Here is a 12,195-nt window from a genome sequence, read left to right as displayed (position 1 = left end):
CGGAGGGAGTAGCGATCCCGGACCCGACCGAAGGAACCGAACCGCCGTGCCCCTGCGCTGTGTTGTCCTCGACGACTATCAGAACGTGGCGACCGAACTCGCCGACTGGTCGCTCGTCGAGGACACCGTGGAGGTCGTGAGCCTGCGTGAACACCTCGACGACGAGGGCGAGTTGGCCGCCGCCCTCGCCACCGCCGACATCGTCGTCACCCTGCGCGAGCGCGTCCCCTTCCCCGCCTCGCTGTTCGCACGACTCCCCCGGCTGAGGCTGCTGATCGCCTCCGGCATGCGCAACACGGTCATCGACTACGCCGCCGCCGAGGCGCACGGCGTCACCGTGTGCGGTACGGCCAGCTCCTCGGCCCCGCCCGTCGAACTGACCTGGGCCCTGCTGCTGGGCCTGGCCCGCGGCATCGTCGAGGAGAGCAACTCCCTGCGCGCGGGCGGCCCTTGGCAGCAAACAGTCGGCGCCGACCTGCACGGCCGCGCCCTCGGACTGCTCGGCCTCGGCAGGATCGGCAGCCGGGTCGCCCGCATCGGCCTGGCCTTCGGCATGCGCGTCACCGCGTGGAGCGAGCACCTCACGAAGGAGCGCGCGGACGAGATCGGCGTACAACTCGCCGCGTCCAAGGAGGAGTTGCTCGCGGACGGCGACTTCGTGTCGGTCCACCTCGCCCTCGGCGACCGCACCCGCGGTCTCCTCGGCCCCGCCGAACTCGCCCTCCTCAAGCCCACCGCGTACCTGATCAACACCTCGCGCGCGGCGATCGTCGACCAGGACGCCCTGCTCGCCGCCCTCCAGGAGGGCCGTATCGCCGGCGCCGGACTCGACGTCTTCGACCTCGAACCCCTCCCCGCCGACCACCCGGTCCGCACGGCACCCCGCCTGCTCGCGACCCCCCACCTCGGCTATGTGTCGCACGCCAACTACACGACGTACTACGGCCAGGCCGTCGAGAACATCCAGACCTACCTGGCGGGTTCACCCGTACGACAGCTGCCGTAGGCCCCGCTGGCCGCCGCCCCAAAACCGGTCGCCCATACGGCAGTTGCCGTGGAACCGGACGGCGGTCACGCCTCCGTGAGGCGCCGGTAGACGCCCTCGCTGCGGCGCAGATGGCGCAGGTCCACCAGGTACCGGCGGAGCGTCACATGGTCGACCTCCCCGTCCTCGCACCAGGCGCGCAGCTTCTCGTTGACGATCCGCTCGGGGTACTCGACGCCGGGGGCGAAGGTCTGCTCGGCGATGTACTGGAGCACCACCTGCTTGCGGGCCCACTGGGCCGGGAGGCGGACCAGCCGGCCGCTCCGGACGAAGGTGCGCAGGATCATGTCGGTGTGTTCGTCGCCGGTGACCGGGCTCTCGTCGGCGGGCTCCTCGCCCTGCCGCGCGAGCTTCCTGAACAGGTCGTAGTCGACGCGCAGTTCGCCGTCGTCCATGGTCTTCAGCACGCCCTGTTCGCGCAGCTTGAGCAAGGCGACGGCCGTGCCCTTCGGGGTCAGGCCCGCCACCTCGGCGACCTGCTCGGAGGTCTCCGCGCCCAGGGCCACCGCCGCGAAGGCACGCACCCGGTTCTGCTCGGCGAACAGACGGAACAGTTGGTCGGTTGCCATGCCGGGAGGTTAGTGGACACCCACCCGCCCGGGGCACCGAATTTCCGGCCGTCGAACGTCCGCGCCCGGCGCTCGAAGTCCTGTTCAAAAAGGTGATCGCGGCGCTGTCGCCGTTACCAGCCATGCGCCGCCGCGTTGAACTCGAAGTGCGGTGGCGAGTCCTGCCGTCGCACTCCTCGAACCAAAGGAGAACGTGATGTCTCGCATCGCGAAGGCGGCCGTGGTCGCCCTCGGCACGGGTGCTGTGGCGCTCGGCGGCGCCGGCCTGGCCATGGCGGACGCGGGCGCGCAGGGTGCGGCCGTCGGTTCGCCCGGCGTCCTGTCGGGCAACGTCGTGCAGGTCCCGGTCCACATCCCGGTCAACGTCTGCGGCAACACCATCAACGTGATCGGCCTGCTGAACCCGGCCTTCGGCAACACCTGCGCCAACGTGAGCGGCCACGGCAAGGGCGGTCACCCCGGCCCGGGCGGCTACGGCGACAACGGCTACGGCCACTGATCCGACCGCACGCGCGGACGGACGTACGCGAAGAGCCCCGGCACCTCAGGCGCCGGGGCTCTCCCCGTGTCTCCCAACTCTCCGCGCCCGCCGGTCAGGCGTAGCGATAGACGCCGCCGACGTCCTCCAACTGCTCCGGTGTCACGTCCCACGGCGGCATCCGCTGCTGCCGTGCCACGATCCGCCCCTCCTGGTCGTCGCCCGGCCCCGGCGGCTTCGCCGGGAGGTAGCGGGCGCCGCGGTGCCTGTTCTGCCAGCGCGTCCACTGGAGGTCGATGAACGCGTGGTGCAGCCAGAACACCGGGTCGTTGACGGAGGCGCCGCCGAGCATCACGCCCCCGACCCACTTGTGGACCCGGTTGTGGTTGCGCCAGGACGCGCTGCCCGACCCGGTGCCCCACCCTTCGAGCCGGTTGCGGAACCCGGTGCGGCAGGTCGAGTCCCAGGGCGGGATGTCGTAGACGGGGTCGGCGAGCGCCCCGTCGAGATCGCTTTTCGTAGGCAGCGCGATCGGGGCGCCGGCGCGGCCCAGGTCCCGGGTGAGGTACGGCTCGTCGGTGATGTTCTCCGTGATCTTCCACTTGCCCGCCGCGTAGGCGAACGGCCCGGTCGTCACCTGGTGGTCCGAGCGGCGCCCGGTGCCGCCGAGCAGGTCCTTGGTCCAGGGCAGGGCGGTCGCGCCGCGGTCCCGCGTCCAGTCCCAATAGGGCACCGTCACCGAGGAGTCGACCTTGCGCAGCGCCCGCTCCAGGTCCAGCAGGAACTGCCGGTGCCAGGGCAGGAAGGAGGGCGCCATGTGCGCGGAGCGCAGTCCGTACTCCCCGTCGGGCACGAAGTACTCGATGTGGGTGCGCACGAACTCGTCGTACTCGCCCCGCCGTTTGACCTCCAGCATCGCGGCCACGAACCGCCGCTTCTCGGCGGCCGTGAGTGTGCTGACGTCCTTACGCGTGTACGCCATGGTCTCCCCCCATGTGCATCTGCCTCATCGAGCCGTCCGCCTCGCGCAGTTCACGCCCGGGGCTCAGCTCGTCGACGGCCGCGCGGGTCGCCTCCAGCGCGGTGGGATACGAGCGGTAGTGGTCGACCATGCTCAGCCAGGTGCCGTCGGCGCGGCGCATGAGATGCAGCGGCCTGCCGTCGACCGTCACCTGCCAGCCGTCCCTGAGGACACCTCGGATACGGCGGCCCCGGTACGTCTCGTCGAAGGCGGTGTCCCCGGGGTCCTCGCCGGAGCGGGTGGGCCGGGAGGCCGCGACGACGGGCACCAGGGCCACGGCGAGGGCGGCTCCGAACACCCCGCGCAGCGCCTCCCGCCGCGTTCTGCGCACCGGTCCCGGTCTCGCCGAATCCCGGCCCACGGACACTCCACCGACGCTCACACTCATGGCCAACTCCCTCGTCCGTCCGGCTCGTTCGAGGGGCTAACCGTCCGACACCCCGCACGGTCACCGTCCGCAGCACCCCGGCATGCGGAAGGGCCCGGGTCGCCGGACCCGGGCCCTTGTCCACTGGTGGCTACGGCCTACAGGCCGGCGCCCGTCACCAGGTCCGCCCCCGGCACGGTCTGCAGGACCGGTGCCAGGACGCCCACCTGCGGCGCCTTCAGGTCCGGGAGGCCGAAGTTGTCGGGGTTGGGCGGGGTCAGCGGGACGTCCAGGGCCAGGCCCGGGGCCACCGTGCGCAGGTCGGAGGCGGGCGTGGTGACGCCGAGGTGGTCGAAGCCGTCGCCGAGGACGTGCGGCAGCGGTGCGCGCAGGCCGATGCCGGGCAGGCCGCCGTGGACCGGGAGTTGGGGCAGCGCGTGCTCCGGGATGAGCCGGCCCTCGACATAGCGCGGGCCCTCGGGCGAGCCCGGCATGGGCACCGGGATCTCCCCGCCCAGCTTGGGGAGTTCCATGCCGAGGGCGCTCTCCGCGCCCCCCAGCGGCACGGGCACGGGAACCGTGCCGAGCGCGGCGGCGGGGGTGGCGGCGGCGCCGGCCGCGGCCGCCACGGCCGTGATGACGGCGGCGATGGTTCCTCGGGTGGTCGACTTCATCTCGAGTACGGTCCCTTTCGGAATTCGGAGGCTCTGCGTGCTGAGGCTCTACGTGCCGAGCTCTACGTTCTGAGGCTCTGCGTGCCGACCGGGTAACGAGGCCGGGAAGGACAACAGTTCAAGATTCCCCCGAGTGCCGTAGTAGTCAGCTTTTCCAGTTTTCCCGAATTCCCGCCAGCGGGCCGGAACCGACAATTCCCGCCCGCTGTCCGGTCGTCAGCCGCGCAGGCTGCGGGCGGGCAGGATGATGTGCGCGGCGGCGTTCAGGGTGTCCTCGGAACCGGCGAACTCGGCCAGCGCCTCGGGGGTGACGGGCTTGCCGGGTCGGGCCTCGGGCCACGGGCGGGTGGTGAACACGAGGTAGGCGAAGCCGCGTTCGCCGACCGCCGCGATCCACTCGGGCGGCGGCACGCACTGGGCGTTGAGCTGCGGCATGTTGAGGACGGCCTGCCCGCCCTCGACGAGCATGGTGATCGGCAGGCTGGGCTTGGTGGCGCCGTCGACGACGTTGCCGCCGACCGGGAGCCCGTTGTCGGTCAGCAGCCGTTCCACGGCGGCGGTGGCGGCCTCGGGGCCGTCCGCGGCGTCGCCCAGGGTGTAGGCGAGGAGGTAGGGCATGTCCCCGTCGGGGGCCTCGCCGCTCCACGCCAGGACGACGAGGGTGCCGAGGTCGGCGACGCGGAAGGGGCGCGTTTCGCTTGAGGTTGAGGTCACCGCGCGACCTTATCGACGGGCCGGAAGGCCACCGGACGCCTTCTCACCCGTCCGGCCGATGGCGCGGGCGACCCGCCACACGAACGAGGGACGCCTCTCGACGCCCCTCGAACACCACCGGAGAGACTCAGCCCTGCAGCGGCAGACCGCCGAGCAGCGGGTTGTGCTGGTTCAGCGCGGCGGTCGCACCCTTCACGGTGTTGAGCGCGGAGCCCTTGTTCTCGGTGTCGAGCGCGTCCGACTGGTGCTGCAGCGGCATCACGTCGGCGGGCTGGAGCTGACCACTGGTGAGGGTGTTGACGGCGCCGGTGAGGCTGGTGGGCGTCACGTCGGCGGGGCTGTAGGCGAACGCGGGCGCGGCGGCACCGGCGATGGCGAGCGACCCGGCAACGACAGCGGCAGCCTTCAGGGACTTCATCGCGTTCCTTTCTTCGGCAACTCATGTCACCAGAGGGAATTCTGTCGCCGTGTGTAACGAGTTCCGGCCTGGCCGGAAACCCCGTGCGCAGAAAGTTTCTGCTGCCCCACTCGAATGCAGCGGGTGTCTCATCGGCGTTTCCCATCCTCATACGAAAGGGCCGTACAGCGAAAAAGGCCGCCGACCCGATCCCGAAAAGGACCGGCCCGACGGCCGTTCTACGACTGCTCTACGGACGACTCCGCAGACTGTTCTGCGACTTCTCTACGGCCGTTCGCGTCACACTCCCGGAAGCGCGGGCAGCGCCGGAGCGGCCGGGACCGCGGGCACCGCCGGGAGCGAGGACGTCGACGGCAGCGACGGCAGACCGGGCAGGCTCGGTGCGGGCAGTCCGGCGCCGAGCAGCGTGGCCGCGACCACGTTGACGAGGCCCGTCACCACACCGGTGACCGCCGGGACGACCCCGGAGACATCGCCGGACGTGACCGCCGCGAGCAGCGTGGCGACCGCTTTCTGCAGGGAGGCGAGGGCGTCACCGGCGAGGTCGGTGGGTGCCTTGGCCCTGCCCTTGGAGTCGTCGCCGCTCTTCGGGAGCCCGGGCAGGGCCGGCGTCGCGGGGAGCGCGGGGGTGGCGGGCAGCGCGGGCGTGGCGGGAACAGCGGGTACGGCGGGCACGGCCGGCGCCGCGGGAACCGCCGGGACCGCCGGAGCGGCAGGCGCCGCCGCGGTGATCTTGGCGACGGCCTGGTTGACGGTGTCGCCGAGCTTCTGCGCCTGGTCGGCGGAGAGTTGGCCGTTGTCGGCCTTCAGCACCTGGTTCAGCAGGTCGGTGACAGGGGTGAGCACGCCGGCGGTGTCGCCGAGGCCCTTGACCTGGGCGAGCAGCCCGTCAGCTCCAGGGACCGGCACGCTCGACGCGGCGTGGACGTGCTTCCGCGCCGAGTCGTTGTCGGCGGCGACGGCCGCGGGGCCGGCGATTCCGACCAGGACGGTGGCACAGAGTACGGAGGACGCGATGCGCCGTGCGGGCAGACCACGCATGGGGGTGTTCCTTTCGGTGGTGCTTCGGATCTTGAGCCCACCGTGAAAGCGCTCACCACCATCTGCAACCGGTCGAACGCGCCGAGTGACCGCCCGTCAGCCGTACGGTCGACGTCGTGCCTGGTGAGGGCCATGTCAAGACCGAAGCGCCGGACCGGCGCCGCTACCGCCCATTCGGGGCAACACCGCCGAACGCCGACCGGCCGTCCCCCCGTGGAGACACCACGGGAGAACGGCCGGCCGAAGTGATGCGCGCGGACGTCAGTCGTTGACGCAGGTGTTGCCGAAGGCCGGGTTCAGCAGGCCGATGACGTTGACGGTGTTGCCGCAGACGTTGACCGGGATGTGAACCGGGACCTGGACGACGTTGCCCGACAGCACGCCCGGGGAGTGGGCGGCAGCGCCGTGCGCGTCGCTGTCCGCGGCGGCGATGCCGGCGGTGCCCGCCATGGCGGCGGCGGCAACGGAGGTCAGGACCAGGCCCTTCGCGATACGCGACATGGAGAGGTGCTCCTTGGGGTTGAAACAAACATCCGGGCGGGGATGCCCGGCGCTGTGTCAACGCGCGGCGCCCACAGGGGTTGTGCCGCCAATGGGGTGATCCGCGACAAGGCCGAACTTCACCATTCCGACACACTTGTCACGTTTCGCCGGATTAATCCGGATAGCCACTAGAGTTGCGCACCTCCCGAAGTACCCCTATAGCCAGCAAATCGCACATAGGGGCCGTGCTTCCCGAAAGGGCAACTCCGGTCATGCGCAATTCCCTGGGTCCGCTGCTGCGCCGGGCGTCGACGGGCGCTCTCGCCCTCGCCACGATCTGGGCCCCGGCCGCCTCCGGAGCGTCCGCCCCGCCCGCCGAGGCGGGGCGCGTCCCGTTCACCCAGCGCTTTTCCGCGCTCCAACACGGCGGCATCGTCCGCGCGGCCAACACCTCCATCAGCTGCCGCACGACCTCGGCCGCCTGCCCGGCCGTACGCGAAGGACAGACGGCGGTGAACGGCGACTTCGACATGTTCTACGTCGACGTCGACCGCGACCCGAACACCTACAACTCCTCGCGCGCGGAGGTCCGGTTGCCCGAGGGCGCCCGGGCCACGTACGCGCGCCTGTACTGGGGCGGCAACCTCCGCGTGGGCGAGCAGAAGCCGCCCAAGGACAACGGGCGGGTGCTGGTCGCGGAGCCCGGCGGCGCGTACAAGGCGGTGCGCGCGGACACGGTCGTCGGACACCGGGTGGCGGGCGGCGCGGACGCGTTCCAGGCCTCGGCGGACGTCACCAAGCTGGTCCGGGCGAGTGGTCCTGGCCTCTACACCGTGGCCCAGATCAACACGGCGATGGGGAAGTCGGCGGCCGGCGCCTGGGGCGGCTGGACGCTCGTCGTGGCGTACGAGCAGCCGCAGGAGCCGCTGCGCCGACTGGAGCTGTGGGACGGCTTCGACACGCTGAACTCCCGTACCGGCGCGGAGATCCGGCTGCGCGCGCCCCACACGCCCGCGCACGCCGGGGGACGCGCGGGCGTGGTGGCGTACAACGGAGATCGCGGCCGCACCGGGGATTCGCTCACGCTCTCGACCGGTCGTACGAACGCCGTGCCGCTCGGTGACGGCGCCAATCCCCGTGACGACGTGCTGAATTCCACGATCAGCGAGCCGGGGGCGGCGCCTTCGGAGCGTGCGCCCGCGTATGCGAACACGCTCGGCTACGACTCCGATGTGTTCGATCTCGGCAAGGCGCTGCGACCGGGCGGTGACCAGCTGGCCTTCCGGCTCGTTTCCCAGCGGGACGCGGCGTGGTTCGGGGCGCTCTTCGTCGCCGTCGACGCCCAGCAGTGAGGCGCGTTCCCGCCCGCAGTCCCGAGCGCCACCCGTGAGCGAGGAAACCGCGCAATGCACCAGCCAGCAACCGACCCTCGGCCACGGGTCCTGCACCTCGCCCAGCCCGTGGACGCCGGGGTCGCCCGGGTCGTCACGGATCTGACGCGGGCCCAGCTCGCCTCCGGTCTGCACGTCACGGTCGCGTGCCCCGACGGCGGTTCGCTCGCGGACGGGGTCAGAGCGCTCGGCGCCGACGTACGACTGTGGGAGGCCACGCGGTCGCCTGGTCCCGCGCTCGTCTCCGAGGTGCGGCGGCTCGCCCGGGTGGTCGCGGAGGTGCGGCCCGATCTGGTGCACGCGCACAGCGCGAAGGCCGGGCTGGCCGGGCGGCTCGCCGTGCGGGGGCGGATCCCGACCGTGTTCCAGCCGCACGCCTGGTCGTTCGAGGCGGTCGGCGGGGTCACCGCCGCGCTCGCCGTCGGCTGGGAGCGGTGGGGCGCGCGGTGGGCCACCCGGACGGTGTGCGTGAGCGAGGCGGAGCGCACGACCGGACTGCGGGCCGGGGTCCGGGGCCACTGGAGCGTGATCCCGAACGGCATCGACACCGGGCGCTTCCACCCGGCCGCCGTCGACACCGTACGGGCCGGGATCGAGCAGCTCGCCGGGGTCGATCCGGCGGCGCCGCTGGTGGTGTGCGTGGGGCGGCTGTGCCGGCAGAAGGGCCAGGACGTCCTGCTGAGCGCGTGGGACGAGGTGGTCCGGCGGGTTCCGACGGCGCGGCTCGTGCTCGTCGGCGACGGACCCGACCGGGCCGCGCTGCGTCAACTCGCCCCGGAATCCGTGCTGTTCGCGGGCGCCGTCGCCGATGCCGTGCCCTGGTACCAGGCCGCCGACCTGGTGGTGCTGCCCTCGCGCTGGGAGGGCATGGCGCTGGCCCCGCTGGAGGCGATGGCCTGCGGGCGCCCCGTCGTCGTCACCGATGTGGCCGGCGCCCGCGAGAGCCTGCCCCCCGGACTCGCCCCGCGCTGTCTGGTTCCGGCCGAGAACCCGGCGGTGCTGTCCGGGGCCGTCGCCGAGCTGCTGCTCGACCCGCTGCTGCGCGAGTCCCTCGGCCACCAGGGGCGCCGGTACGTCCAGTCCACGCACGACGTGCGGCACGCCGCCGAGGCGGTCGCGGACGTCTACCGCGATCTGCTCGGCGCCGAGCCGGTCGTGCCCACCGAGTGCAGGGAGTCCATCCACTCGTGACCGCGGAAAGCACCGTCCCCTCCCCCGGCGGACAGCCACGGGACCACGGATTCTCGAACGTCTCGGTCATCCCCCGCCGCACCGGCGGCGGTTTCCGGTTCCCGGTCCGCCGCCCGGCCGCGCGGCCGGCCTCACCGCTGCCGCTGCTCGGCGCGGACCTCACCGCCGCCCTGGTGGGCGCCCTCGCGCTGACCGGCGGCCAGCGCCGGCCGCTGCTGGTGGCGCTGCTGATCGCCGGGTCGATACTGCTGCGCCCGCATGTGCCCCGGGCCGTGCCGCGGGTGCTCGACGAACTGCCCGCCGTCTGCGGGCGGATCGCGGTCGCGTGGCTCGCGCTCGGCACCCTCACCGCGGCCTACGCGCCCGACCGCGCGCTGTCCGCACGCACCCTGCTGCTGGGCTTCGCCCTCCAGACGGCGACCGGTTGCGTGACCCGCGGCGCGGTGCACCTGCGCCGCCGCAAGACCCTGCTCAGCCGCCCCCGCACCGCCCTGGTGATCGGCCCCGCGACGACCGCGCAGCGCGTGGCCGCCGCGGTGCTGCGGCACCCGAAGTGCGGGGTCGAGCCGGTCGGGATCGTCGCCGAACACCCGGACGGCACCGAGGGGTTGCCCGTCCTGACCACCGGCGAGGAGGTCGAGCGCGCCCTCATCCAGAACGGCGTCCGGGCCGTCCTCACCGTGCATCCCTCCGTACGGTCCGAACGCGGGCCGCTGCTGCGGGCGTTGGCGGAGTCGGGCTGCACGGTCTGGGAGGTCGACGCCGACTCGCCCTCGTACGAGATGCGCGACCAGCTCGCCGGATTCGCCTGCAGGCGGCTGGAGTTGGGCTCCCGCAGACGAGGCAGCCTCGGCAAGCGGACCCTGGACGTCCTGACCTCGGGCACCCTGCTCCTCCTGGTCAGCCCGCTCCTCCTCCTCTGCGCGACGGTCCTGCGCCTCACCGACGGACCCGGCGTCGTCTTCCGCCAGGAGCGCATCGGCAAGGACGGCCGCCCCTTCACGCTCCTCAAGTTCCGCACCCACCGCCCGGTCGACGAGCACGAGGCGGCGACCCGCTGGAGCGTCGCGGGCGAACATCAGATGAGCCGCTTCTGCCGCTTCCTGCGCGAGACCTCGCTGGACGAACTGCTCCAGCTGTGGAACGTGTTCCGGGGCGACATGAGCCTGGTCGGCCCACGCCCCGAACGCCCGTACTTCGTCGCGGAGTTCAGCCGGACCTACCCCGGCTACGCGGCCCGCCACCGGATGCAGACCGGCATCACCGGCCTCGCCCAGATCCACGGGCTGCGCGGCGACACCTCGATCGAGGACCGCTGCCGGTTCGACAACGCGTACATCGACAACTGGTCGCTGTGGCAGGACATCTGCATCCTGGCCCGCACGGTGACCGCGCTCGTACGTCCGACGGGGAGCTGAGCCGTGAACCACCGCCTGCGCATGTTCGCCCCGGTCCTGCCCGTCGTCGCCGTGATCGCCCTGCTCGGCCTGCCGCTCGTCCCGGGCGAGGGCGGCGCGGGCCCGGCGGACGCGGTCTCCGGCCTGGTGGTGCTGTACTGCGCGATCCGTCTGCTCCGGGACCGCAGCCGCCCGCTGACCCCAACGGCCGTAGCGGTCATGGGACTTCCGGTCCTGGGCCTGTCGATCGCCGCGATGGGCGCGTCCTCACCGGGCGCGGGCCTCAGCGGTCTCGGCCGCTACCTCCAGATCTTCGTCCTCGTCCCGGCCGCCGTGGTCCTCCTCGTCCGCGACCGGCGCGACTTCCGCCTGCTGGCCTGGTCGTTCGTCGCACTCGCCGGCTGGCAGGGGGCGATCGGCGTCAAGCAGTACGTCACCGGGACCGGCGCCTCGTACCAGGGCGCGGAGATCCGCGCCGTGGGCACCTTCGGACCGACCGACGTGATGGGCATGGCGACGGTCGTGTCCTTCGGCCTGATCTGCGCGCTGGCCCTCGCCCTGGGCCGGAACGACGTACGGCAGCGGGCAGTTGCCGCGTCCTGCGCCTTCGCCCTCCTGATCCCCCTCGCCCTCTCCTTCAGCCGCGGCGCCTGGATCGCGACAGCGGCAACCTGCGCGATCCAGCTCGCCCTGGCCGGACTGCGCCGGGCGCTGAAGGTGGCGGCGGCCGTGGCGGCGGCGGGCGTGGTCCTGGTCGGCGGCTTCGGCGTCGGTACGACGATGCTCCAGGAGCGGATCAGCAGCATCACCCAAGTCACCGACGCGCCCGACCAGTCGGTGATCGACCGGTACACCATGTGGGCGGCGGCCACCGCGATGTGGCGCGAACACCCGCTGACCGGCGTCGGGTTGAAGGGTTTCCCCGAACACCGCGACGGCAACGCCTCGTTGGCCCTGTCCTCGGGCAGCGACACGGAGGGCGCGGGCGCGGCCTTCCTCAAGCAACCGCTGCTCTCCCCGCACAACATGTACCTCCTGATCCTCAGCGAACAGGGCCTCCTCGGCCTCCTCACCCTCGCAGGCAGCTGGCTGGCCCTACTGGTGTGCGCACTGCGCGGCCTCCTCCGCACCCACCGCACCGGCCACCCCGGCCTCGACTGCGCCCTGGTCTCCACCGGCCTCCTGACCTGGCAGCTCATCGACTTCATGTACGCCGACATCGGCGGCCCGTCGACAGTCCTGACGGCGGTGGTGTTCGGCGTGGCGGCGTGGTGGTCCCTGGTGGGAGCGACCGAGGAGAAGCGGCTCACGGCGCCGACTCCGGCCCGCGCAACCGCCGAAGGGGCCCTGACCCCATGACGGTGACGCCTCCCGAGCAGGCGGGTCACTTCGAAAGCGCCCCAGGG

The 12,195-nt window shown here is 72.4% G+C and carries 14 protein-coding genes; 6 read left to right on the top strand and 8 right to left on the bottom strand.

What is annotated here, in order from left to right:
- The first annotated feature begins 46 nt into the window (after positions 1-46).
- On the top strand, positions 47-1,006 hold the full coding sequence (locus ACIRRY_RS06625; RefSeq protein ID WP_403968671.1) for a D-2-hydroxyacid dehydrogenase family protein: 960 nt from the start codon (positions 47-49) through the stop codon (positions 1,004-1,006).
- Between the two features lie 65 nt (positions 1,007-1,071).
- Here the strand turns inward: ACIRRY_RS06625 and ACIRRY_RS06620 are convergent, their stop codons facing one another.
- Positions 1,072-1,614: a DUF2087 domain-containing protein gene (locus tag ACIRRY_RS06620; RefSeq protein ID WP_403968669.1), complete on the bottom strand. Its 543-nt coding sequence runs from the start codon at positions 1,612-1,614 to the stop codon at positions 1,072-1,074.
- Positions 1,615-1,810: 196 nt separating this feature from the next.
- Here ACIRRY_RS06620 and ACIRRY_RS06615 point away from each other — a divergent pair, with 196 nt between their 5' ends.
- Positions 1,811-2,113, top strand: a complete 303-nt coding sequence (locus ACIRRY_RS06615; protein ID WP_403968668.1) for a chaplin — start codon at positions 1,811-1,813, stop codon at positions 2,111-2,113.
- A gap of 94 nt (positions 2,114-2,207) precedes the next feature.
- On the opposite strand, the gene ACIRRY_RS06610 is transcribed toward ACIRRY_RS06615, so the two are convergent.
- The 7 genes from ACIRRY_RS06610 to chpG form a co-directional block, all read right to left on the bottom strand.
- The gene (locus ACIRRY_RS06610) at positions 2,208-3,074 is read right to left on the bottom strand and encodes a tyrosinase family protein (RefSeq protein ID WP_403968666.1); all 867 of its coding nucleotides are present in this window, start codon (positions 3,072-3,074) and stop codon (positions 2,208-2,210) included.
- The gene (locus tag ACIRRY_RS06605) at positions 3,058-3,501 is read right to left on the bottom strand and encodes a tyrosinase family oxidase copper chaperone (RefSeq protein WP_403968664.1); all 444 of its coding nucleotides are present in this window, start codon (positions 3,499-3,501) and stop codon (positions 3,058-3,060) included. The genes ACIRRY_RS06610 and ACIRRY_RS06605 overlap by 17 nt, the downstream gene beginning before the upstream one ends.
- A gap of 137 nt (positions 3,502-3,638) precedes the next feature.
- Complete coding sequence (locus ACIRRY_RS06600) at positions 3,639-4,154, bottom strand: hypothetical protein (protein WP_403968662.1); 516 nt, start codon at positions 4,152-4,154, stop codon at positions 3,639-3,641.
- A 216-nt stretch (positions 4,155-4,370) separates the two neighbouring features.
- The gene (locus ACIRRY_RS06595) at positions 4,371-4,868 is read right to left on the bottom strand and encodes a DUF5949 family protein (RefSeq protein WP_403968660.1); all 498 of its coding nucleotides are present in this window, start codon (positions 4,866-4,868) and stop codon (positions 4,371-4,373) included.
- 127 nt (positions 4,869-4,995) lie between these two features.
- On the bottom strand, positions 4,996-5,286 hold the full coding sequence (locus tag ACIRRY_RS06590) for a hypothetical protein (protein ID WP_360078174.1): 291 nt from the start codon (positions 5,284-5,286) through the stop codon (positions 4,996-4,998).
- Positions 5,287-5,565: 279 nt separating this feature from the next.
- Positions 5,566-6,327, bottom strand: a complete 762-nt coding sequence (locus ACIRRY_RS06585) for a hypothetical protein (RefSeq protein ID WP_403968658.1) — start codon at positions 6,325-6,327, stop codon at positions 5,566-5,568.
- A gap of 261 nt (positions 6,328-6,588) precedes the next feature.
- On the bottom strand, positions 6,589-6,828 hold the full coding sequence (gene chpG / locus ACIRRY_RS06580; RefSeq protein WP_019065678.1) for a chaplin ChpG: 240 nt from the start codon (positions 6,826-6,828) through the stop codon (positions 6,589-6,591).
- A 254-nt stretch (positions 6,829-7,082) separates the two neighbouring features.
- Here chpG and ACIRRY_RS06575 point away from each other — a divergent pair, with 254 nt between their 5' ends.
- The 4 genes from ACIRRY_RS06575 to ACIRRY_RS06560 are packed head-to-tail and all read left to right on the top strand — an operon-like array spanning position 7,083 to position 12,148.
- Positions 7,083-8,162 carry a DUF3344 domain-containing protein gene (locus ACIRRY_RS06575; protein WP_403968656.1) on the top strand — a complete coding sequence of 360 codons (1,080 nt, stop codon included), beginning with the start codon at positions 7,083-7,085 and terminating at the stop codon, positions 8,160-8,162.
- A 54-nt stretch (positions 8,163-8,216) separates the two neighbouring features.
- Positions 8,217-9,392, top strand: coding sequence for a glycosyltransferase (locus tag ACIRRY_RS06570; RefSeq protein WP_403968654.1), 1,176 nt, complete (start codon positions 8,217-8,219; stop codon positions 9,390-9,392).
- A complete protein-coding gene (locus ACIRRY_RS06565; RefSeq protein ID WP_403968652.1) occupies positions 9,389-10,810 on the top strand; it encodes an exopolysaccharide biosynthesis polyprenyl glycosylphosphotransferase in 1,422 nt (473 codons plus the stop codon). The genes ACIRRY_RS06570 and ACIRRY_RS06565 overlap by 4 nt, the downstream gene beginning before the upstream one ends.
- Positions 10,811-10,831: 21 nt before the next feature.
- The gene (locus ACIRRY_RS06560) at positions 10,832-12,148 is read left to right on the top strand and encodes an O-antigen ligase family protein (RefSeq protein ID WP_403970815.1); all 1,317 of its coding nucleotides are present in this window, start codon (positions 10,832-10,834) and stop codon (positions 12,146-12,148) included.
- The last annotated feature ends 47 nt before the right edge of the window (positions 12,149-12,195 follow it).

It is taken from the genome of Streptomyces sp. NPDC101776 (assembly GCF_044766845.1).
In the GTDB taxonomy this organism is placed as follows: Bacteria; Actinomycetota; Actinomycetes; order Streptomycetales; family Streptomycetaceae; genus Streptomyces.
Note: the sequence above shows the minus strand (reverse complement) of the source record. Positions and strands in the feature narration are given on the sequence as shown.